The sequence below is a fragment of the Algibacter mikhailovii genome, from assembly GCF_014651495.1.
GTDB classification, from domain to species: domain Bacteria; phylum Bacteroidota; class Bacteroidia; order Flavobacteriales; family Flavobacteriaceae; genus Algibacter_E; species Algibacter_E mikhailovii.
Window position 1 is genome coordinate 124,858 of the sequence record NZ_BMWZ01000006.1, and the last position, 25,186, is coordinate 150,043.

General features: G+C 33.5%; 11 protein-coding genes. 10 read left to right on the forward strand and 1 reads right to left on the reverse strand.

Annotated elements, in window-relative coordinates; translation table 11 throughout:
* The first annotated feature begins 188 nt into the window (after positions 1–188).
* The 3 genes from IE051_RS13500 to IE051_RS13510 are packed head-to-tail and all read left to right on the forward strand — an operon-like array spanning position 189 to position 6,686.
* Complete coding sequence (locus IE051_RS13500) at positions 189–3,122, forward strand: glycoside hydrolase family 2 protein (protein WP_189361530.1); 2,934 nt, start codon at positions 189–191, stop codon at positions 3,120–3,122.
* Positions 3,122–5,716 carry a family 78 glycoside hydrolase catalytic domain gene (locus IE051_RS13505; protein ID WP_189361532.1) on the forward strand — a complete coding sequence of 865 codons (2,595 nt, stop codon included), beginning with the start codon at positions 3,122–3,124 and terminating at the stop codon, positions 5,714–5,716. The genes IE051_RS13500 and IE051_RS13505 overlap by 1 nt, the downstream gene beginning before the upstream one ends.
* Positions 5,717–5,768: 52 nt before the next feature.
* Positions 5,769–6,686: a glycoside hydrolase family 16 protein gene (locus tag IE051_RS13510; RefSeq protein ID WP_189361534.1), complete on the forward strand. Its 918-nt coding sequence runs from the start codon at positions 5,769–5,771 to the stop codon at positions 6,684–6,686.
* Positions 6,687–7,091: 405 nt separating this feature from the next.
* On the opposite strand, the gene IE051_RS13515 is transcribed toward IE051_RS13510, so the two are convergent.
* Positions 7,092–8,657, reverse strand: coding sequence for a sulfatase family protein (locus IE051_RS13515; protein WP_189361536.1), 1,566 nt, complete (start codon positions 8,655–8,657; stop codon positions 7,092–7,094).
* A 298-nt stretch (positions 8,658–8,955) separates the two neighbouring features.
* Here IE051_RS13515 and IE051_RS13520 point away from each other — a divergent pair, with 298 nt between their 5' ends.
* The 7 genes from IE051_RS13520 (at position 8,956) to IE051_RS13550 (ending at position 25,107) form a co-directional block, all read left to right on the forward strand.
* Positions 8,956–10,713 (forward strand): right-handed parallel beta-helix repeat-containing protein, encoded by a 1,758-nt coding sequence (locus IE051_RS13520; protein WP_189361539.1) that lies wholly within the window; start codon positions 8,956–8,958, stop codon positions 10,711–10,713.
* A 14-nt stretch (positions 10,714–10,727) separates the two neighbouring features.
* A complete protein-coding gene (locus tag IE051_RS13525; protein WP_189361540.1) occupies positions 10,728–12,290 on the forward strand; it encodes a sulfatase in 1,563 nt (520 codons plus the stop codon).
* 8 nt (positions 12,291–12,298) lie between these two features.
* Positions 12,299–13,762, forward strand: coding sequence for a sulfatase-like hydrolase/transferase (locus IE051_RS13530; protein ID WP_189361541.1), 1,464 nt, complete (start codon positions 12,299–12,301; stop codon positions 13,760–13,762).
* Between the two features lie 128 nt (positions 13,763–13,890).
* Positions 13,891–17,934 (forward strand): hybrid sensor histidine kinase/response regulator transcription factor, encoded by a 4,044-nt coding sequence (locus tag IE051_RS13535; RefSeq protein WP_189361542.1) that lies wholly within the window; start codon positions 13,891–13,893, stop codon positions 17,932–17,934.
* A 717-nt stretch (positions 17,935–18,651) separates the two neighbouring features.
* Positions 18,652–20,190: a hypothetical protein gene (locus IE051_RS13540; protein ID WP_189361543.1), complete on the forward strand. Its 1,539-nt coding sequence runs from the start codon at positions 18,652–18,654 to the stop codon at positions 20,188–20,190.
* Positions 20,191–20,197: 7 nt separating this feature from the next.
* Positions 20,198–23,410, forward strand: coding sequence for a SusC/RagA family TonB-linked outer membrane protein (locus IE051_RS13545; protein ID WP_189361544.1), 3,213 nt, complete (start codon positions 20,198–20,200; stop codon positions 23,408–23,410).
* 5 nt (positions 23,411–23,415) lie between these two features.
* Complete coding sequence (locus IE051_RS13550) at positions 23,416–25,107, forward strand: RagB/SusD family nutrient uptake outer membrane protein (RefSeq protein ID WP_189361545.1); 1,692 nt, start codon at positions 23,416–23,418, stop codon at positions 25,105–25,107.
* Positions 25,108–25,186 lie beyond the last annotated feature (79 nt).

A 25,186-nucleotide genomic window follows, 5' to 3' on the forward strand; every position in this document is an offset into this window, starting at 1 on the left:
CTAAGTATTATATAAAAAATGTTTAATAATAAGTTCACTTGTTTACAACCTGATAAATGTTGATATATCACGGGTAGTTTCTGCAAGATAACTGAACCAAAGAATTACAATATTTGTTTTGTAAATTTGGAATAACCCTTTTACCAAAGTTATGCGATAATAATCCTTAATTAAACAAATCAGTATCAATGAAAATTTTCTGTAAATCAGTTTTAATTGTATTAATTGAAATCATTAGTGCTAATTGTTTTTCACAAACAAATTCAGCGATGACATTGTCGTTAGATGGTTCTTGGGATATTATTTATGATGATGCCAATTTGGGAATTGCTAATGATTGGTATTTAAACGAGAATTTTGAGAAACAAGATTTTGAGAAAATAGATGTTCCAAGTTGCTGGGAGTCGGTTAAGGAAAACTATGAAGGTGTAGGGATTTATAGAACTAAATTTATTATTCCGGAAGCTTGGAATGATAAAATTGTACAGTTGAATTTTGAAGCTGTAAATTATAAAACAGAAGTTTGGATAAACGATCAGGTTGTTGGTTTTCACGAAGGGGGTTATACACCATTTAATTTTAGGGTTGATAAATTGATTGAGGCAGGAAAAGAAAATACTTTGGTGGTGCGGGTTATAAGTCCAATAATTTTAACAGATAAATATATAGATGGGCTAGGAAGACAGGAAGTCCCAATGTGGAGAGGTGCCATTGCAGGCGGAATTTGGCAATCTGTATCTATTGAAGCTAAAGGCACATTAGGGCTTCAAGACGTTTTTATAGAGCCTAAAATTGATTCTAATACCGCTACGTTCAATATTGAAATAGAAAATACAGAAATAGATATAGCACAAGCTGAAGTACTTGTTAAAGTGCTATCGAAAAAGGGGGAACTTGTTGTGTCCAAAAAAGAATTGGTAGAAACTTTTCCTGGAAAAAACAATTTACAATGGGTTTTAAACATTCCAGATGCAAAATACTGGTCAACAACTAATCCTTATTTGTACAAGGCATCGGTTGTTGTGAAAAAAAGTGGAGAAGTTTCAGACCAATGGACTCATAAATTTGGGATGCGTGAATTTACTGTAGTCAATGATCAATTCTACCTAAATAATGAACCTATTTATTTAAAAGCTGCTTTTTTCGAAGGACTTTATCCAGTTGGTTTAGCCTATCCTGATAGTAAGGAGATGGCCATAAAAGAAATAAGGCTTGCTAAGGAGGCAGGTTTTAATATGATAAGACCCTGGCGAAAACCAGCTCCAAAAATGTGGTTAGATTTATGTGATGAAATGGGGGTTTTGACTGTTGGAAGTTTGGTGGTAGAATGCATGCATAGACCAATTTCTTCTCCTCGCTTACCATTTGTGGTGGAAAACGAATTACGTAAAACTATTATGAATAATAGAAATCGGACTTGTATTGTACAATGGGAATTGTTTAATGAGATTAACCGCCCAATATTAGCTCAAATGCTTAATTCCATGTCTGTTTTAGCCAGAGAATTAGATCCTACTCGAATGATTTTGGACGAATCTGGAGGTTGGGGTGAAGGGGCGAATATTTATTTGCCTTTTGAACGTACTCCTAAAAAATTCAATGACATCCATCATTATAGCGGGTCACAGGTTGATGAAGATGAATTTAATGGTTACTTGGCTACTGCTCAAAATAAAGAAGAATTAGAGGGATCAAAATTAGAAGGTGTAAAAGGTTATGGTAAAAATGTAGTCCCCGGAATGATGACCTATATTTCAGAATTAGGATACGGGAGTACACCAAACTTAACAGCAAATAATAAGGAGTTTTCGGAAAAAGGTAATCCAATAGTGGCGCCAACCGTGTACCATAAGGCCCTCGATACGGGTTATAAAACGGCTCTAGAAAAAACAGGTTTTAATACAATTTACCCAGATATAACCAGCTTTTATTTGGAACAGCAAAAAATGCATGGTATTGCCAATAAACGAATGATTGAAGCTACTCGTTTAAATGATATTGTAAAGGGGTACTGTGTACATGCCCTAGTTGGTGGAGATTGGGTCATTGGTGCAGGTTTATTGGACTTATGGCGCAATCCAAAAACTTTAGTTTATGATATGACTAAAGAGGCTAACCAAGAACAAATTACCCCCATTCGTATAATGCCTAGGAATGTATACGCCAATAAAGGCACTTTAGTAGAAGTATACGGTGTTAGTGAGTTGGCTTCTGAAGATGCTAATATTTTAATTAAGATTATTTCAGAAAACGGAAAAGAAGTATTTCGAAAAACCATTAAAAATACCTTTTATAATGGTATATCTGCCATCTATAAAACCCAATTGAATACTGAAGGTTTTAAAGGAAGTTATACCGTTAATGTAGAAGTGAAAAATGATATTGGAAAAATAGTTGCGAGTAATTATCAATCCTTTGATGTGTTTTCAGAACAACAATTAGAAGCTCCCAAAGCTAAAATAGCTGTTATCGATTTTGATAATACCTTAACCTCATTTTTGAATGCCAAGGGCGTTGAATTTGTGGCATTTCATCCAGAATTAGATAAGAGTATTCCAGTATTAGTTGGTAAAGCAAAGAAAAAAGATAAGAACTATAAAGCATCAGTTGAACAATTACGCAAGCATGCTCAGGGTGGAGGATATGTGGTGTTTTTTGAAGTATTAGGAGAACGGGTAGCTGGACCAGAAGATCCTTTGGTATTAAAAGAGACAGATAGTAGTAAGCTTCCATTTGGTACACAGATGTTCCAAAAATGGGACACTAGGGGAGGTTGGGCTGCAAAATCTCACATTGTTACTAAACATCCAATATTTGATGGATTGCCTACAGAAATGATTATGTATGGTCTTTATGAAAATGTACATCCCGTAGTTGCCATGGCGAAACAGCAAGGTACATATATTGCCGGAGCAATAGGGTATGATCATTTTCCTGATAAAGATAATATGAGAAGACACTATGTTGGTCCTGGGGATGTTTGGTGGGCTGCTGATGTTTTAGAAACGCCTTTTGGTAAAGGTAAAATGTTATTGTCAACCATGAGAATTGTGGAGTTCCTTGATAAGGATCCGGTTGCTGAAAAATTACTTTATAACATCATTAATCACATCAATAGGTAATGCTTGAGAAAATTAAAGAATTATGGTGGAAACTGATTGTGTTATGTACATTTTGTTTGCACTTTAGTGGTTTTGGACAAGAGGTTTCTGATTTAGAAAATGGGGTTAAAGGTTTTTGGTCTGCAGATGCTTTTGAAACGCATTTTTTAAATGATTGGAAGGCCCAGTGGATATGGATGCCAGAAAATGTTGAAAATGACGTTATGTTGGCTAGACAAAATTTTAATATTGAGAACGAGCCAATATCAACAAAGCTTCGTATTTCAGCTTCTTCAAAATATGAACTGTACATTAATGGTACTTACATTTGTCAAGGTCCCGCAAGATCTGCTCCACATCATCAATCCTATGATGTTTTAGATGTTTCTTCGGTGTTGAAACAAGGACAAAACAGTATTGCCATTAGGGTACATTATCAACGAGGAACAAGGTCGTATCATTTAGAAGGAAGAGCTGGTTTATTGGTTCAATTAGACATAGTAAACGGGCATGATACAAAAACAATAATTAGCGATGCCAATTGGAACGTGTTTCCGGACAAGTCATGGGACAATAATTCAAAAGCTATAAGCAGATTCCAATTAGTAGTTAATGATCATATAGATTTTAATCACAAAACAGAATTTTTTGAGAACATAGATTTTGATGATTCTAAATGGTTTAAGGCTAAACCTCTATTACGGAATTCTGGTTGGCCTGCTCCCAAAATGAATGAAAAAGCAAGAACGTTAACCACACCATGGACAAGTTTAGTGCCAAGAGATATTCCATATTTAAATGAAACACAAACAGCTCCAATTAAATTAATTGAAGCTAAGCAGGTGCCCTTTAATGCCATAGAAAAAGCCTCGATAATACTTACCAAGACTATTGAAAAAGAAGTTGATAAAAGTCATAAGAATTACTTGAAAGGTAAATCGCCTTTATCAATTAACTCAAGTGAATCGGATAACGTTTGGTTTTTACTTTTTGATTTTGGAAAGGTCCTTAACGGTATGGCGAAATTGCAAATAAAAGGAAACAAGAACACCGAAGTACGTGTGCTTTCTGCGCCGTTTATAATTGGAGATACGTTTACGCATCATATTGTGGCTTCAGATTTTGAAGATAAGTTGATTTTATCTGGCAAAATAGATTTGTGGCAAGCTATGTATTTTAAACCAACGCGTTACATGGCGCTTGCAGTCAAAGGTAGCCCAGTAGAAATTCATGAATTGGCTATTCATCAATTAGAATACCCGTTTGAGTTAAAAGGAAAAATTTCAACCCCTGAAGCACCTTGGATAGAAGCGTTATGGGATGCTTCAATAAAAACGTTAAACACTTGTACAACCGATGCTTTTACTGATAATTATAGGGAGCGAAGACAGTATGCCCAAACAGGGTTTTATGCAGCAAAAGGCAATTATTTTACCTATGGAGACACCGCCTTACAAAGGCGTTACCTGATACAGGTTGCTCAAGAACAGCAAGCAGACGGATTAATGCCTGCATATGCGCCACTCACTGCAGGTGATTATATGGTGATTTTAGATTCCAATTGTTTGTGGATTAGAAGTTTGCACGATTATTTGCTTTATACTGGAGATTATGAAACTGTTAGAGCACTTTTACCCGCAGCTAAAAACATGATGACTTTACTATATACCTATACCAATGAAGACGGAGTTTTAGGTAACCCACCATTTTCCTATTGGTTGGATCATGCTTTGAATGATAGAACAGGAGCTAACCTTTGCCTCAATGGGCACTACCATGGGGCTTTAAAGGATTTTAGTAAACTACTTATGTGGATGGGTGAAGAGGAGTCTTCAGATGTATTTAGTAATAGAGCGGCACTTTTAGCAAATACCATTAGGACAAAGTTTTGGAATAGTGATAGGCAGTTGTTTGCGGATGCGTTTGTTGATGGTAAACAATCCAAAATGTTTAGTGAACATGCTAACGCCATGGCTTTAGCAGAAGGGATTGCCACTACAGAACAAGCAGATGCGATTTCAAAAATAGTATTAGCCAATGATAATCATAATTTTATTAAAAGAGAAAATGGTATTACCATGGTAACTCCTGCCATGTCATATTTCCTTCATAAGGGATTGGCCGATTACGGGTATGAAGAAGCTTCACTTAATATGTTGTATTCCCGTTTTAAGCATATGCTAGCGCCTCATACTAATGGAACTTTATGGGAAGAATGGTGGCGTAATGGTACTGGACGTATAGGAAAGTTTCAAGAAAGAACACGAAGTGATGCTCAGACGGAAAGTGCGTTTTCTCCAGCGCTTTTTGCAAAGTATGTATTGGGAATAGAGGTAACAAAACCTGGTATGCACGAAATAATTATTAAGTGTCCAAAATTTAATTTATCTCAGGCTTCAGGTAATATACCCAGTCCATTAGGGAACTTATCCGTTAATTGGAATATAGGAAATAAGTCGTCTTTAAGTATTCAAGTGCCAGAGGGTATGACAGTAAAACTTGATTTGCATAGTTTTAATTTGAAAGATGATGATGAAATTACGCTTAATGGCAAAGGCATTAGATTAACAAAATCTATAGAATTGAATAGTGGGCAACATAAATTTACTTTCTAGTGTTTTAACAGCTATTGTGACATATTTACCTCATAAAATTCATGCTTATATTATGAATAGAACTTTCGTATTTAGTATCGCTTTGTGTTGCTTTTATTCTATGTCTTCTTGTCAGGATAATGAATCAGAGGTTGTGGCAGAGATTAAAGAAACATTGGAACAAATAGAATATGTTCCAGAGGATTACCATTTGGTGTTAACCGATGATTTTAATACGTTTAGTAGTCAAAATTGGTCTAAAGGATTAACACATGATGAAGATCCTTCAATAAAGATGATTTGGAATAAAAATAAGGGAGGGCGAAATTTATTAAATGACAATTATGCTGGTTATCTTATTGATGATAATGTGTACATCAATCAAGGGTACCTTTATTTAGAAAACAGGAAAGAAACAATTCAAGGAGCTGACCCAGACAGAACTTTCGAATATTCTACGGGTTGGATAAATTCACTGCAAAAAATCAATTTCAATGGTAGTAGAAAAGGTGTCTATATTGAAGTAAAAGCTAAATTCCCTAAAGGAGATAAGGTATGGCCTGCTATTTGGCTTATCGATGATTCTTTAAGTAGAGCTTGGCCACCTGAAGTTGACATTTGGGAATACTTTGGTAAATTCTTCAACACCACAAAAAAAGATCAAATGTATATGCGGTTTATTTATGGCAAATGGAATGACAAGCATGATCACAGTGTACCCATTAATAACTTTCAAAAGAACTATAAGGCATCTGAAGATTGGCATATATATGGCTACCAATGGACTAAAACTAGCATGAAGTGGTTTATTGATGGGCAATTACTACATACAAAAACAAAAGGCGTTGATGTTCTTGCTCAAGACTGGCCAGATAAAACCATGTGTTTAGTTATTAATAACGGTTTACTAAATGTTGTTAATGAGGGTAATACGGTTTTTCCTAATGCCTTGGTTTTAGATTATTTAAAGGTGTTTGAGTACAAAGAATAGTGTTTTTTAAGTTTAATTATTTAGATTTTAATGGTAAGCAGAATTATTTATTGAGATGTAAATAATCTCATAATAGTGCTTTAATGCCATCTGTTTAAAAGATTTTTCGTTAGAATTCCTGTAGGAAGAAATTATTCACATATTAAATGAATATTAGTATGTAGTTGGTAATTACAGCATAGTTAAGCGGTCGTAATGTAGTCTGCTGACTTATATTCGTTACGTTTAATTAATAATGATTTATTACACGTATTTTACTATAGATATCTGCATGAATATTTTTTTGTCTGTTACTCTAAAACCAAGAAAAAAATATAGTTTAAATCTTAAAAATAGTAGATAAAGAAAATGGGCAGAATTCTAGTAAGAATCCTACCCAATTTTGTTTTTACTGTAATGAGTTATTTATTTTAATTCTATCTGTTCTGTTTTAATTTCAGTATTGCCTAAAATAAGCTCAAAGGCAACAATCAATTCTTTTAGTTTTTCTGGGTTTGAATTGGCCAGATTATGGTGTTGACCAATATCTTCTTTAAGATTATAAAGTTGATATTTTTTTGAGTTACCAGTTTCAATATTTACTTGTTTATTGATAGCAGAACCTTTATATGGCGGGATCATAGCCCAATCTCCTTTTCTAAAAGCTGTTCTAGAAGTAGCTTCAATAACTAATTCTTCTCTGCCATCTTTACTTTTACCTAAAAGAACATCCAATAACTCTTTGCTATCATCAACTCTGGTATCGCTGTCAACAAGCTTAGCAAATGATGATAATAAGTCTATTTGACAAACCATAGCGTCAGAAACATTTGGTTGAATTTGCCCTTTCCAATAGGTAATAAAAGGCACACGAGTTCCTGCTTCAAATAAGCTGTATTTACCACCTCTTAAAGGGCCGGCTGGTGTGTGATTCCCTATTTTTTCAACGGCATCATCAAAATACCCATCATTAAGTACGGGGCCATTATCACTTGAGAAAACAATCAATGTGTTTTCTAGTAATCCTTCTGCTTCCAAAGTTTTAATGAATTCACCAACAATCCAATCGGCCTCGACAATTACGTCGCCTCTTGGTCCCATACCCGAAACTCCAACAAAACGTGGGTGTGGTGTTCTTGGTACGTGAGGTTGTTGTAAGGCATAGTATAAAAAGAAAGGTTCATTTTTATGCTGTTTCACATAGTCTTGAGCGCCTTTTAAAAAGTGATCTGCCATATCAACATCGCTCCATTTTGCCGCGTCTCCCCCTTTCATATAGCCTATTCTTGGTATACCATTTACTATACTACTGTTGTGTCCATGATGCCATTTCATGGTTGTTAACTCCGGATTGTCTTTTCCGGTTGGTTGGCCTTCAAAATTCTTCTTATAATTGATTTCAATAGGATCATTAGGATCTAAGCCTACTACATGCCCGTTTTCAATATAAACCGTTGGCACACGGTCTTGCGTGGCAGCCATGATATAGGAGTAGTCAAATCCAACTTCATTAGGTCCAGGAGAAACTTTTTCGTTCCAATTGACGTGGCCAGTACCTAGTCCTAAATGCCATTTACCAACAATGCCAGTATGGTATCCTTTAGCTTTAAGCATTTTAGGGATTGTCATTTGAGTAGTATCTATAATTAATGGGGCAGTTCCAGGTAGGATTTTTGCGTTTTTGTTTTTCCATGGGTATACTCCGGTAAGCAAAGCATAACGACTAGGAGTACATGTAGCTGAACTGGCATAACCATTTGTAAATCTTACACCGCCATTGGCTAAGGCGTCAATATTTGGTGTTTTAATTTCAGTAGCACCATTGGCTCCAATATCTCCGTAACCCAAATCATCAGTATATATAACAATGATGTTAGGTTTGACAGATTCGTCCTGGTTTACGGCTAAATCTTTAGTGTTTGTTTTACATGATATAACACTAATTGTTGTTGTTAGAATTAAGGTGATTTTTTTAAGGTTATTTAAATGCATCGATTAGATTTTAAAAATTGAATTGTAGCGGTTAAATCTGGGTAAAAATATAAAATGTCCAATTCATTTTTGATTGAATAATTACCAGTTTTCAATCAGAAATTATCAATGATAAAAACTACTTTATGATGGATAATAACTACACCATAATTAGTCTATGTAATTACCATATTTGTTAAAACTAATTTCAATGCGATATGGTTTTGGAAGTAGATGTATAATAACCAATTCCTGTCAGTTAAGTATTGGTTGATTTAAGTCTCTAAGAACAAGTATTTTTTGAAGAAAAACTAAAGAAATGAAGCCTATAAAAGTTGGTGTGATTTGTCAAATGCTATCATTTATATTAACCATAGTGACAACGGCATATTCCTGTAATGGCGAAAATATGACCTTTACAGAAATAGATGAAAAGCCCCAGCCTATTACAGATGTGTACACCGGAATTTATTTTGTTGATAGTGAAAATGGATCTGATAAAAATAGCGGGTACACTAAAGATACGGCTTGGAAAAGTCTTTCAAAAGTAAGTAGTTCTAAATTTAAGCCAGGAGATCAAATAAAATTCAAAAAGGGGCAAAGATTTAATGGGCACTTGGTTTTTAGTAATTCAGGAACAGCGAATAATCCTATTGTAATCACCTCGTATGGCGAAGGATCAAAGCCCATTATAACGGGAGAAGTAGGTAGTGCTGAAGGTGGCGATTTTCAAGAGGCTATTTTAGTAGAAAACAACGATAATTTTGTTTTTGAAGATTTAGAGGTCCAAAATGAACGTATATTTTCAAGAGAAGGGGTTGACGATTTAGATGCCTATGGAATTTATATTTTAAATTCCGGTACTAGGATTATGAAGAATTTCATATTTAGGAACCTTACATTTAGAAATGTTTATGCACCTAAGCCAATTTTAAAAAGTGAAGGCGAGTCTGCTTTTAATGGTTTAGAAGTTGCAGCAGTTAGACTGTTTAGCACACAGAATAGAGTTTCAGGTCAAGAAAAAAGAATTGATAATGTATTAGTAGAGGATTGTTATTTTACAGATTTGCAAAGACTAGGTGTTCATATAAAGCATGGTGGTGGTAAATTAGATATTGGTACAGATGAAACCAATAGAAATACTAATATGGTGTTTAGAAATAACGAATTTCATAATACCGGTGGAACATGCATCTTACCTATTAGGACATATAACTGCCTTATTGAAAACAATATTTTTGATAAGCCCGGTGATGATTCAGATCCAAGAATGCCAAATAGAGGAAGTGCGGTGTGGACCTGGGGCTGTGTGAACACTGTTATTCAAAATAATCAATGTTTGCATATTAGAGGGTATTTAGATTCGCATGGTGTTCACATAGATCATAATAATGTGAATACATTCATTCAGTATAATTATATGGAAGATTGTGAAGGTGGTTTTGTTGAAATTTTAGGTGGAAATGTGAACGCTGTTTATAGGTTTAATGTTAGTGTTAATGATGGTTGGAGAAACAACCCCAATTGGAAAAATAGCAATCACACACTTTGGATTAATGAAGTGGTTCCAAGTGGTAAACATGTTTCAGATCAAAGTTACATTTACAACAATACCATTTTTATGGATAAAAACTATGCTACAGCAATAGATATGGATGGGAAAAACACACACATTTATAATAATATTTTCTATGCCGTAAATGGTGCAAATATAGGGGGGAAACAAGTTGTAGTTAAGAATAATGATACACCATTGCAAATGCAAAACAACTTGTTTTTTGGAACAATAAACACGAAATTTATTAATATGGATTCCAATGCTGTTAATGGAAATCCTCTTTTTAGTGGTAAAAATGCGGGTACAAAATTTGGATACCAATTAAAATCTGGAAGTCCTGCAATAAATGCTGGAATAGCTAAGCCAGGTCCTCAAATTCAGGGTGCAGGTACTGGGGTTTTTAAGGATCTTAGCGCATATCCAACTGAAGATTTTTATGGAAATCCTATAGACCTTTTTTCTGGAACACCAAATATTGGAGCTTGTAATGCGAAACATGGAGAAGCTAAAACAAATTAATATTGATACGCATAATGAAACGATTTAAATTAATCTCTATTCTTTGTTTAAGTCTGTCACTAGCTATTTGTAAAGGAGGGATAGCTCAAAATGATGAAAAACTCAATGTTATTCTTATTATGTGCGATGACTTGAATGATTACCAAGGTGTTTTTGGGGGGCATCCTCAAGCTAAAACACCAAATATTGATAAGCTGGCTAAATCTGGGGTGCAGTTTATAAATGCTCAATCAAATGTACCTGTTTGTCAACCTTCAAGAAATAGTTTGTTTACGGGCGTGTATGCTCATGCCTCAAAAGATTTTGGCTGGACACCATTATTAAAACAACCTGTATTAAAAAATAACAAAACATTGATGAGGCTCTTTAAAGAGAATGGTTATAAAACCTTAGGTTCTGGGAAATTAACACATGGAAAACCGCCACAAGAATGGGATGAATGGGGAGCTAATTATAAACATAACTACGGTCCATCATATAATAATGGAGAAACCAATGTTGCCCATCCTGCTGTTCCAGAGCCTTACAGATCAATAGGACCTGTTGATGGTTCGTATGGACGGTTATCAACCGCTGGAGAATCCACAGGAGAAAGAGGTAAGCCTGGTTGGGTTTATGGATGGGATAAAAAACCTTTTAGGTATACCAATGATAAGGATCGTGATTTGTTACAAGATGAAAAACATGCCAAATGGGCTAAAGAAAAATTAAAAGCCTTAGAAAATCAAGAGCAACCATTTTTCATGGGAATTGGTTTTGTGAGGCCACACACGCCATTGCATGCTCCAGATAAGTATTTTGATATGTTCCCTATAGACGAATTAGAATTAAATCCTTGGATACCTGAAGACACAGAGGATACCTATTGGCTTGAAAATTTTGATTCCAAAAAGAAAGGTCCCAAGTATTACAGAATGTTATTGGAATCTTATGGTGGTAATAGAGAAAAAGCATTAAAGCACTTTTTACAAGCCTATTTAGCCTGCGTCGCTTTTGTAGATGAGCAGATTGGTAAAGTTATGGATGCCTTGGATAATAGTAGGTTTAGGAATAATACCATTGTGGTTTTTACAAGTGATCATGGATGGCAAATGGGAGAAAAGGATTATATTTTTAAAAATTCGCCTTGGGAAGAAAGCACAAGAATACCGCTAATTGTAAGAGCCCCTATTATGAAGGCTGCAGTTAAGGTGGAACAGCCTGTATCATTAATAGACGTATTTCCCACGTTGGTTGACTTATGTAACTTAAAGGGAGGTAATAAATTGAATGATAAAGGCGGTAATATAGGTGGCTATAGTATGAAACCTTTATTTAATGGTTCAGAAAAATGGAATGGACCAAATGGGGCATTAACCATGGTAGGAAACTATGGGAAAACAATTCCTGTTGAAAAGCAAAACTTTTCATATAGAACAAAAGATTGGAGATTTATACTTTATAGTAACGGTCAAGAAGAATTATACAATCATAAAAAAGATGCTTTTGAATGGCATAACGTAGCTAATCAAAAAAAATATAAAAAGATTAAGAAACAACTACGTTCAGAAATGAATGAAATTATTCAAAACCGTTAATTTAGAATATGAAAAAGTTAGTTTTATTATTTGGCTTAATTATTAGCATTGTGGTAAATGCTCAAACTAAAAAGCCCAATTTGATTGTGATTATGACCGATGATTTAGGTTATAATGACGTTGGTTTTAACGGCTGTAAAGATATTGCCACACCAAATATTGATAGAATAGCTAATAATGGCGTAAAATTCACAAATGGATATACGTCGTACTCTGTTTGCGGTCCTAGTAGGGCCGGGTTTATCACAGGGAGGTATCAGCAGCGATTTGGTTTTGAGAGAAATCCGCAATACAAATCAGATGATCCTAATATGGGGTTGCCAAAAGAAGAGAAAACTATAGCTGAACATTTAAAGACAGTAGGTTATACCTCTGGCGTTATTGGTAAATGGCATTTGGGGGCTCATAGTTCTAATCATCCTTTAAATAGAGGTTTCAGCGAATTCTATGGTCATTTAGGGGGCGGGCATAATTATTTTCCTGAAAACTTAGTCATAAAAGATAGTTATTTGACTGGGGATTATGTTCAAATACCATCTGAAGAGGAAGGAGGAAAATCATGGAAAGGATCTATTGAAATGGCAAGTTACAGAACTTGGATTATGAGAAACCATAAACCAGTTCAAACTTCAAAATATTTAACTGATGAATTCTCAGATGAAGCTGTAAGCTTTGTTGAACGTAATAAGGACCAACCGTTCTTTTTGTTTTTATCCTACAACGCACCACATTCCCCATTACAAGCCCCAGAGAAATATTTAAATAGATTTCAAAATATTAAGAACAAAAAAAGAAAAACATATGCAGCCATGATCAGTGCTGTTGATGATGGTGTTGGACAGATTTTAGATACTTTAGAAAAATTAAAACTTGATGAAAATACTATAGTTGTATTTTTATCAGATAATGGTGGGCCTGAAACAAAAAATGGTTCAGATAATGGTTTATTAAGAGAAGGAAAGAGTTCTATTTATGAAGGTGGGTTTAGAGTGCCATTTGCCATGCAGTGGAAAGGTTCAATAAAAAGTGGTGTTTATGATCACCCTGTATCATCATTAGATATTTTAGGAACTATATCTAGTTTATCAAATGTTCAAGTAAGTAATGAAAAACAATTAGATGGTGTTAACTTGATGCCTTACTTACGGGTAACGAAAAAAGGAGTACCACATCAAAATATTTATTTGAGAAAATTTGATCAAGATCTTCATACGGTTCGTGATGGCCCTTTAAAATTAATTGTTAAATGGAAAGGTTCAAAAAAGGAATTGTACAATTTAGATCAAGATATAAGTGAAAAAAATGATTTGGCAAATCAATTTCCTGAAGAAGTAAAGCGCTTGCACGGTATTTTAAAAAAATGGGAATCTGAATTAGTTGAGCCTACATTTCTTGGGTTAATTCATACAGCAGCTTGGGTGAAAAAAAGCAAAAACAAAAAAAGTAAGACGAATAAGAGTTCATTAAATTGAGTGTAAATTCAATATATTTGAAAAGCCACCTAAATCTTAAAATCGTAATTTTTCAATTGCTATAATCTATGAGTGTTTTTATTAGAAATAGGTTCAGCATATTTTTCCTAATAGCGGTCTGTTTTTTTTTGAAAATAAATGAAGCCGAAGCTCAAGCATCATATCGTTTTGAACATATTGATTTACCAAATGAATTTTCTGAAGTAAAAGCCTATAAAATTCTTGAAGATTCTAAAGGAACAATTTGGTTTGGTTTTAATAATGGCCTGGTTGTATATGATGGATATAAAGGTATAAAAGTTGATTGCGTTTATGAAGATGGTACAAAGCATGCCTTTGGCGCAGTTACGTCTTTAGTAGAGGACAAAAACCATAAAATTTGGCTAGGGACTTCCATGGGAGTTTTTATTTATGATCCTATCAAAGAAACATCAGTTTATTTAAAGGATTCCAAAATAAACAATAAATCTTGCCGAAGTTTAAGTAAATCTTCAAAAAATGAAATGCTTATTGGTACAGACAATGGTTTGTTTATTTATGATACTGATGGTAATTTTTTAGAGCAGTATATAAATCATCCAGGATTTAAAAATAGTTTAAGTCATAATATTGTTAGATGTTCTTATGAAGATAAAAGTGGTAATGTATGGGTAGGTACTTTTGATAAGTTAAATTTATTAAATAGAGCGAAAAAACAGTTTTCTCAGTTTAGATTACAAAAAGAAGACTCTCTAAATCATAGCAATAATTTAATACTTAGTATAGAACCCTTTAGCAAAGCTTCAGATAGTATTTTGCTTGTAGGTACAGAGACAGGGTTATGCCTTTTTAATACTCATAACTATCAAATCACCCAATTTAGTCAGAATAAAAGCCCTAAGTCTATAAGTAACAGTGTAGTAAAAACGGTATGTAGTGTTGATGATCGAGTATGGTTGGGTACAGATTTAGGTTTAAATGTGCTAGATTTTAATGATAATAATTTTACAAAATATTTTCATGAGTACAATAATTCAAATTCAATAAGTAACAATGTAATTACTGATCTACTTTTTGATAAACAAAGGAATTTATGGATAGCCACTGATTCAGGTGTGGATAAAATCTATTTGAATTCTAATGATATTCTCTTAAATCAATTCTCTAAGAATGGCGCCTTTTTTAGAGAAGGGGTAGAAGTAAATGGGTTTTCAGAACAAGTGAATAATAAGATCTGGATAGCAACCCAAGTTGGGGCTTTTGAATTTGATGTTTCTCGAAACACCTATAAACAGTTTTTACCACCAGAAATATTACATAATAAGGTTAACCAAATTCTTTATGATAAGGATGGATTAGTTTGGATGGCTACTACTGGAGGATTAAATGTATATGATCCAAATTTAAAGACCATAAATACAAATGTGGCTAAAACGGAAGGGGTAAATATATTAGAGTCAAATTACATTACCACTGTAGCCCAAGATTCAAAGGGGAGCATTTGGATAGGGACCGAAAACAAGGGATTATACAAGGTTATAAAAAAGAATAAGGACAATTTAGAGTTTATTAATTTTAAGCATGATATAGGGGATGAGAATTCATTGAGCTCCAACAGTATAAATGATTTAGCATTTGATAATAATGATAATGTATGGATTGCTACAGACAATGGGTTAAATTGTTTTAATGTGTTTAATGGGGTCATTGAACGTTTTAGGGATGATTCAAAATTTGGACAATCTCCTAACGAAAACGTGTCACAAGTATTTGTAAACAAGTCAAATGACGTATGGGTGGCTTCTTACGGTGGTTTATATCAATGGCAATCACAATTAAAAAAATTCAAATATTATAATAACCTTCCAAAGCATGTAACTGGCGTTATAGAAATAGACTCCATGGTATATTTTGCAGCTAATAAGAAATTATATAGTCTGAATTTGAAAAACTACGAGTTTATTAAAATACCAAATAATGAAATTGGATTAGATCATATAGAAAAAGTAAAATTAATAAAAGATAACACGATTTTGTTGACTGGTAAAACCGGCTTTTCAACATTACAGACAAAAGATCTTAAATTTAAAACGGATGTTTCAAATGTTTATTGGACTAATTTTTCAATCAATAATGTTGAAATTAAGCCATATTCTGAATTTGATTCGCGCTATATTATTGATAAGCATATTGATGCTACCAACGGTGTCACTTTAAATTATGATGAAAACTCATTTAAAGTGGGATTCACTTCTTACGCATATAATGCCATTAAAGAAACGGAATATAAATATATTTTAGAAGGGTACGAATCAAAATGGAATACAACAACTGATGGTCAAAATTATATATCCTATACACAAGTAAGGCCGGGGGCCTTTAAGTTAAAGGTGAAAGCAAGTAATAATCAAGGTGTGTTTAATGGGGAGGAACGTGTTTTAAATATTACTGTAAAACCACCAATGCATTTATCTTGGTGGGCACTTCTTCTTTATTTTATTGGATTTATAGGCTTAATTTTAATCTATAGATTAATTTTAATAAATAGAGAACGTGATAAAAATGAATTGGCTCTCGAAAAACTAAATAATCAAAAATCAGCAGAGTTGATTGAATTAAAAACTAGGTTTTTTACCAATATTACACATGAACTTAAAACGCCACTTACCTTAATCATTAGTCCCATTGATGATTTGCTAACCCAACCTTTAGAGGAATCTACAAAAAAGAGTTTATACCTAGTAAAAAGAAACACCGATAGACTGAAGAAATTAGTAAACCAGATTCTTGATATTAGAAAAATAGAAGCAGGCGCAGAGAAGTTAAGAATACAGGAATATGATATTGTTAAATTTAGTAGACAAATTGTTAATCAGTTTGAAGGTAATGCTAGAAAAAGAAATATTTTTCTGCAGTTTAAGACTAATTTGGAAACTAAGGTCATTTGGTTTGATCTGGAGAAAGTTGAAAAAATTATTTTCAATTTATTGTCTAATGCATTTAAATTTACGCCTAATACAGGCAGTATTATAGTCAGTATCGAATTAGGAAAAATGTATGATAATGATGATAGTGTTTTAATTTCTGTTTCAGATACTGGCCAAGGTATTATTGAGGCCGATCAGGCAAACATCTTTGATAGATTTAAAAGTTTATCGTCTTCAAATTATTCTAACCAAAAAGGCACAGGAATAGGATTATCTTTAATATATGATTATGCCAAGTTACATAATGGGGCGATTGATTTTGAAAGTCATGTTGATGTGGGTAGTAAATTTATTTTCACTTTGCCTGCAATGAAAAGAATGCTTCATGATTTTGATGAAGTTGATCAACTTGAGGAAGATCAAATAATAGACTCGGAAGAAGAATATACTGATATTATAGAGGAAATAGCAGAAGGAGTAATTGATGATAAAACAAAATGTGATAAACTTAAAGCTTTAGTTGTAGATGATGATCCCGATATGCGTGAGTTTTTGGTTGCTGGATTATCAAAAAAATATGAGATTTTTGAGGCCGAAGACGGACAAGAAGGCTATAACAAAGCAGTTAAATTAATGCCTGATATAATTATTTCTGATTTAATGATGCCAAATATAGATGGGATTGCGTTTTGTAAAAAGCTAAAGGCAGATTTAAGAATAAGTCATATTCCGTTTGTATTATTAACAGCAAAAAGTGGTGTAGATAATAAAATAATAGGTATTGAAATTGGAGCGGATGATTATATCCAAAAGCCTTTTAATCTAGATTTTTTAATGGCTAGATTGGATAACTTGATAATTCAACGCAAGTCTTTAAGGAAATTTTATTTACAGCAATTACAACTAGAGCCAACAGAAATTACTTTTAATTCTACGGATGAAAAGTTTTTAATTGATTTATTAGCTCAAGTTGAAAAAGAAATTGATAATACAGATTTAAGTGTTAAACACTTAAGCGAATTAATGGGAGTAAGTTCATCAAATTTATATCGCAAAATTAAGGTGTTAACGGGCCAAACTGCAACCGAGTTTATCCGCAGTATTCGCTTAAAGAGAGCAGCACAACTTTTAGGTAAGGGAAATCTAAATGTTTCAGAAGTTATGTATATGGTTGGCTTTACGCATCGATCATATTTTACTAGATGTTTTAAAGATGTATTCGGAGTTTCTCCAAAAGCGTATTCTAAGGAAAATAATAGGGATTAAACAAGGTGAAAAGAACTTCAATTGATTCCTTTTCTTCTACAAAAATTATATACTTATGATTATTTAACCTTTTATAATACATATTAAGTACAATTAAATTCCAACCATTATTAAATATTAGATTTAAAAGTGCTGTTCAATTGATTGAAGAATTCTAGTTGTAATTTACTTTGAGAAGTTAAAGCATATAAATCAATCTTCATATTCCATATTTTAACCCTTTTATGGTAGCATAATGTTCGTTAATAGTTCTGATTAAGTAACATTAACCTTGCTTTTTAAGCACAAATTTCACTTTTAATAGCACATATTAATCATCTTTAATATGTGCTAATATGCAATTATTTTGTTCCTATTATTAGTAGGGTGCATAAATATATTTGTGAATATCAAAAGGCAATATGCAAATTATGAATAAGAAATTCACTTTCAAAAAGTATTGGTTAGAAGCTGTTATCATTGGGGTTTTAGCATTGAGCTACGTACTGCTTAAAAATGGATTGATTGGGATTTATTTATAGAGTTATGCATCTTTTAATTGTACTTTTTATGATGGTTTTTTCAATTTTTAACCATGTAAATAAATCCATTGTTAATTGTTGGGATAGAGTAGATATTTAATGAGTGTATTCAATTTAAAACTTAAACTAAATTTCGAAAAAAATATTGAAATCAAAAAATAACACAATAACCAAAATTAAACTAACAAAAACGAAAATGAAAAAACTAACTTTATTACGATTGTCATGTCTTATGATTTTTGGAATTTTCTTATTTCAAGGATGTGAAAGTCATGATTCTTTTGGGAAAGAGGTTCAGGTGCCAGTAAAGCCTAGTAATCTTTCTTATGCAGACATTATTGGATATAAGCAGTATGGTTATATGCAAACAGATGTACCAACCTATAACTCCAATGGACATCCTTTATTATTTGAAATTGTAAGCATTAAAAAGGATGGTGTAGTGCTTGATGACACCTATTTAAATGCCACTAGTATTCTTAATTATTCAGTAATTGAAACAGAAAAGGAGATCGGTGATACAGGTGAAACGCATACTATATTCACAAATGACTTATCTGAGGCCGGTAGAATAATCATTGAAGATGGTAACCCATTTGAAGATGGTGATTATTACTTCACGATAAGGGCTACTGTGGATGTTGAAAATTATAGAGAATCAACTGTTTTTGAGGATGTTTTACATTTACAAGTAGGATGGGCTAATGGCGTAACTTACTGTCCATTTCAAGTGAATTTTGTTAATGGAGAAAATACTATTTCAGGACCTGCAACAGTATTGGGAGGAAGAACTAATACTAGATTTGAATTGGGTTCAGATTCAGACAAATTAACCATAGATCCTATTTCTGGTGCAATTTCAATGAATCCATCTTATACTGTTACAGAAACTGAAGTCATTAATCCTATTATTAAATTGGTATATGAGAGTAATGAATCTGTACCACTTAATTTTACAGGGAACTTTACGGCTGTATTGTCGACTACCCCTGTGGAATTAGACAAAGAAGTCAATTATTTCTTCTACCCAACATTAAAACCTGTGGATAGCAATAATCCAGCTTTTGGAGGAGACGGCTATACTGTCGAAACAAGTGCTTTTGTAGATAAACCTAACTGGGTTAAGAAACATTTCTATAAAGAAATAGTTGCTGCTGCTAAATTAAACTTTGACGAAGTATTGGAGACAAGAACTGAAGCTGGTGTAACTGAAATGTCTGGGTCTCAATTCAATTATTGGGGGCCATTAAAAAATCCTTTCGAGACATGGTTGATTGCTGATCCTGTTAATTTAGCTACATACTCGGGCTGTTTTGAAACAAAAATGGTTTTCTGGGTTAAACAAAATATTCCTCAAGAAATACTTGATAATGTTTTTCCTGGTCAAGCTGAAACCCCTGTAAATATTGAAATTAAAATAACAGATAATTATAGTGGAGATGTTTACAATACAGATTGGACTCAAATTAATGACGTATTGACTTGTAAAATTGAAGAAGCTGATAATGCGTTTGTAGGTACACCTTATCCTTTAATTGGAGAAGTAGGACCAGAAGGCACAGCTAATAATATGTGGGTAAAATGTGAAATGGATTTGCCTGTGTCAGAATATGGAAACATGAATAATTTTACCATTGCGTTTAGAACAATAACCAATTATGATTCAGATCTGCCCGAAAACCTTAGAGGAGAATTATATATATCAGATCTTCATTTTGTAGCCACAGAAAAATAACCAAATTATGATAAATAAACATTATATATTAATAGTCGCGCTTTTAATTTCCTTTGTAGGATTTTCTCAAAACACCATAACAGGGGTCGTGACAGATGAACAAAATCAACCACTTCTTGGGGTTACAATACTCATAAAAGGAACAACTTCAGGAACAATGACAGACTTCGATGGTAATTTTACCCTCGAAGCAACACCTGAGAGCATTTTATCATTTTCCATGATAGGTATGGTTTCAAAAAATATTACGGTAGGTAATGAAAGCAACATAACAGTGGTGCTTAAGCAAGACGTAGCAGAATTGGATGAGGTTGTAGTTGTTGGATACGGGTCGGTTGCTAAAAAGGATTTAACAGGTTCCGTATCAACCGTAAAAGCGGAGACTATAGAGTCAGTCGTAGTTGCTAATTTTGATGAAGCATTATCGGGTAGAATTGCAGGTGTAAATGTGTCTTCAAATGAAGGTACTCCGGGAGAAGCATTACAAATTGTGATTAGAGGTGGGAACTCCATTACGAGTTCTAATGCACCATTATATGTGGTAAATGGTTTGCCTCTTGAAGATTTTGATCCGGCTACTATATCTGCTTCTGATATAGAAACCTTTCAAGTCCTAAAAGATGCTTCTGCAACAGCAATTTATGGATCTCGTGGAGCCAATGGTGTTATAGTAATTACAACAAAGTCTGGTAAGTCAAATTCAAAATCTGTTGTAACATTTGATGTTTCAACATCACTGCAAGAAATTACAAATACGCTGGAGGTATTAAGTCCATATCAATATGTGAAATATCTTGAAACACAAGCCGTTGCAAGAGATGGGTACCAATGGTTACCTGATCAAGGTAGTAATCATCCTGATGGTAGTAGTAGTTTAAACGGTGTTTATAATAAATGGTTAAATCCGGAATTGTATAGAGATATAGAAGGAAGAGATTTCCAAAAAGAAGCTTTTAATGTCGCTCCAATGTATCGTGCTAACTTCTCTATTCGAGGTGGTGGGGATAAAACAAATGTCGCTTTTTCAGCTGGAGTTGTTGATCAAGAAGGTGTTTTAATAACAACGGGCTTTAAAAGATGGAATACCAATTTAACAATTAATCACGAAATTAGTGATAAACTTAAAATTTGGGGAGCTATGAACTACTCTAAATCTAATCGATATGGCGCTAGATTAAGAAATGGAAGAGGCAACCAGTTATTGAAAAACATAGTTTTATTTAGACCTGTAGATGCTTTGAATCCAGATGGAGGAGAAGAAGATGGTGAAGGAGGTTTTATTCCTGGTGTGAATGATAATGATTTTCAGAATGTATTTGATCCTATAAGAGATATGAAGGGAACAAAACGTGAAGACAAGGCTCATAATATTCGTGTTAATACCACAATCACTTGGAATATAAATAAAGACTTTACATTTAAGACTACAAATGGTTTTAACACTACTACTGGTGGTGAAAATTTATTTTATTCGTTAGATACACAACAAGGATCAAGATCTTCAAATGGTATTAACGGGCAGATTAATGGTTATGAAAGATCTACATTTTCTACCTCCAATACATTGACATTTAATAAAAAATTTAAACGTAATCGTATTAATGCTATTATAGGACAAGAATATGTTCATAATACAAATTGGTCTGACAGGCTTTGGAATAAAAATTTACCAACGGATAAATTTGGTATCAATAATTTAGATATTGCAACGCAGCCAACTATTTCTCTAACAAATTTTTCTCAAAATAAATTAATCTCGTTTTTCGGTAGAGCAAATCTTATGTTAAACAGAAACAAATATTTGCTAACAGCAACGTTTAGAGCAGATGGTTCATCAAAGTTTCAAGGTAGCAATAGATGGGCATATTTTCCATCATTCTCAGGTGCTTGGCAAGTGGCAGAGGAAGGTTTTATGGATAATGTGAATTTTGTTAATAGCTTAAAATTAAGAGCGGGATGGGGTTTAACAGGAAATAATAGAATTGGTGATTATCAATCAATCAATCAATTTGGAATTGGTATTTGGAATGGATATGCATTTGGAGAAGGAGAATCTTATCAACCAGGCGCTACGCAATCAAACTTTGCAGTTCCAGATTTAAGATGGGAAACTACAGGTCAAACAAATATTGGATTAGATTTTTCTATGTTTGATTCCAGATTTTCAGGTACTATTGATTACTATGAGAAAAAGACTGATGATTTATTGTTATTTGCCGATATGGCTTTAAGTTCAGGGTTTGGACAGGTAGTACAAAATGTTGGTAGTGTTTCTAATAAAGGGTTAGAAGTAACTCTTGGGGGAGTGATAATTGATTCTCCAAATTTTAATTGGCGTTCTACTATTAATGTTTCTACAAATAAAAACAAGGTACTTAGTTTAAATCAAGGACAAGAATTTCTTAAGACGGATCCAGGATTAGATTGGAATTCTGAAAGCTATTATATATCAGAAGTAGGCAGGCCAGTAGGAATGATGTATGGTTTGGTTTATGATAGATTATACCAAGTAGATGATTTTATTTATGATCCAGGAACAAATCCTAGTTCACCATATATTCTAAAAGAAGGATTTGCTGACCATAACACAGGAGTAGGACCAGGATCTGTTAAGTATGTTGATCAACTAACCGTTGATACTGATGGCGATGGTATACCTGATGCCGGTGATGGTATTATTAACCAAGATGATCGTGTAGTGATTGGTGATCCATATCCAAAGCATTTTGGAGGGTTTACTAATGATTTTAGATATAAAAATTGGGATTTGTCCGTGTTGTTGCAATGGTCTTATGACTTTGATGTATTCAATGCCAATAAAGCGTTATGGGAATACCCTGTAAATAATAGTTTTAGTAGGTTGGCTGGAGCTGCAACAGCTTGGACCCCTTGGAATACAGATACAGATGTTGTAGCTCATGTCTCAAACGGAAGAGCTGGATGGACAAGACCTGGTTTTAAAGAAGATACCAGATTTATTGAAGATGGAAGCTATTTAAGGTTAAGAACGGTTAACCTTGGATATAATGTACCATTAGATAAGAAAACTGGTTTTTCTAGTTTACGATTAGTGGCATCTGGTCAAAACTTGATTACTTGGACAGATTATTCTGGCTTTGATCCAGAAGTCAATGTGGGAGGTACATTAAATCCTAATTTAGATTATTCTGCTTATCCTAGAAGTAGAACATATAGTTTATCCTTAATCGCTAAATTTTAATAATTATGATTTCAAATAAAATAAAAACAATATATAGTAAAGGACTGCTAGTAATGGGCTTATTAGCAATGGTTACAAGTTGTGATGAAGCATTAGATTTACAACCTGAAACGACTTGGGCTGCAGAGGAGTTTTATGCCAATGAAAATGATATTAATGCAGCTCTTGCTGGTATACATTCTTCAATATCATCTGGTAATTCATTTGGGAATCAAATAATGTTAATGTACCCTGGGACTGATGAAAGTTACAAGCTAAAAGATTGGAATGAAAGAAATCCAGTTTCAATTAATGCACATAACTCCAACTCAGAAGGCGTTATTCATGCTTGGCAAAATTTATATGCAGGGATTAACAATGCCAACAATTTGATAAAGTATATTAATCCGGATAATTTTGAAAATGAAGCTGATTTTAATAAGTTTTTGGCTGAAGGTAGATTTCTAAGAGGATTCATGTATTACCATCTTACATGTTGGTATAACGAAATACCACTTAGGTTAGAACCAATCAAAGACCAGAGCTCAAATAATATGGCTCCTTCACCAGTTGAGGATGTTTATGAACAAATTATTGACGATTTAACATTTGCTGCTGAAAACTTACCAAGTTCCTTTGATGCCGGCTACAATATTGGTCATGCTAATAGTGGAGCTGCTCATGCTATGTTAGCAAAAGTGTATTTAAAAGCAGCTGGATATCCCTTAAGGGCTACTGAAATTAATGGTAAAAATCCATATCAAGGGGCTAAAGAGCACTGTCGAGTTATTATGGAAGACCTTGGACATGATTTAAATTCTGGTTATAAAGAAGTATTTGTGAATTTTATTCAAAACAAGTACGATTTAAAGGAATCCATATTTGAAATTGTATATAGAAATGCTGTTGATTTAGGAATTAATATAGGTGGAAGAAATGGTTTTGTTAATGGTTTATTTTATAATATAAGAACATCTAAAGTTGGGGAACCTGGAACAAGTCCTGAAGTAAGTCCTTCGCCTGTTCATGATTATATTTATGAAGATGGTGATACTAGAAAGGCCTGGAATATTCCTGGTTATGGCGGTGTTAAAAATCAATGGAATCCTAATGGAAGAGTGAATGCACAAGCACATTCTTTAGCTTGGGGATGGACACCTGGTAAATTTAGACGATGGGATGCAGCTTACCCAGATGATCTTGATAAAACTAATGAACAACTTCAGCCTATAATTACCTTAGAAACACCGCAACCGGTTCATCAGGCTATAACGGGAATAAACATTCCTCTAATAAGGTTTTCTGATGTATTATTGATGTTTGCTGAAGCTGAGAATGAATTAAATGGCCCAACAGCAGCGGCACAGTCTGCTATTGATAAGGTTAGAAATAGAGCAGGGTTAGATAATTTAGCCACTGCAAAGCCTGATGCTATTGCAGGAAAAACAGCATTTTTTGATGAAATTGTTGATGAGCGTTTAAGAGAGCTTTGTTTCGAAGGGCACAGAAAGCATGATTTAATTAGATGGGGCTTACTAGAAGAAAAACTAAATGTCCTTTATAATTCAATTACCCAACACCCTGAATATACGCCATCTTTATATCTAAGATATCGAGCATATTCAAATTTTGATCCGTCAAAACACTTGTCTTTGCCTTACCCACAGCAGGAAGTTTTATTAAATAATTTGTTAGATCAAAAACCTGAATGGGAGTAGCATAGTGTTTTTTCAACTAACGCATGACATGTTGTTCGTTTAACATTAATTAAAATAACACCGCTATTTGTCAGATAGC

Excerpts from the sequence above, each read along its gene's own strand:
- IE051_RS13550 (WP_189361545.1), top strand. The coding sequence starts at position 23,416 with ATGATTTCAAATAAAATAAAAACAATATATAGTAAAGGACTGCTAGTA.
- IE051_RS13540 (WP_189361543.1), top strand. The coding sequence starts at position 18,652 with ATGAAAAAACTAACTTTATTACGATTGTCATGTCTTATGATTTTTGGA.
- IE051_RS13510 (WP_189361534.1), top strand. The coding sequence starts at position 5,769 with ATGAATAGAACTTTCGTATTTAGTATCGCTTTGTGTTGCTTTTATTCT.
- IE051_RS13505 (WP_189361532.1), top strand. The coding sequence starts at position 3,122 with ATGCTTGAGAAAATTAAAGAATTATGGTGGAAACTGATTGTGTTATGT.
- IE051_RS13520 (WP_189361539.1), top strand. The coding sequence starts at position 8,956 with ATGAAGCCTATAAAAGTTGGTGTGATTTGTCAAATGCTATCATTTATA.
- IE051_RS13530 (WP_189361541.1), top strand. The coding sequence starts at position 12,299 with ATGAAAAAGTTAGTTTTATTATTTGGCTTAATTATTAGCATTGTGGTA.
- IE051_RS13545 (WP_189361544.1), top strand. The coding sequence starts at position 20,198 with ATGATAAATAAACATTATATATTAATAGTCGCGCTTTTAATTTCCTTT.
- IE051_RS13515 (WP_189361536.1), bottom strand. The coding sequence starts at position 8,657 with ATGCATTTAAATAACCTTAAAAAAATCACCTTAATTCTAACAACAACA.
- IE051_RS13500 (WP_189361530.1), top strand. The coding sequence starts at position 189 with ATGAAAATTTTCTGTAAATCAGTTTTAATTGTATTAATTGAAATCATT.
- IE051_RS13525 (WP_189361540.1), top strand. The coding sequence starts at position 10,728 with ATGAAACGATTTAAATTAATCTCTATTCTTTGTTTAAGTCTGTCACTA.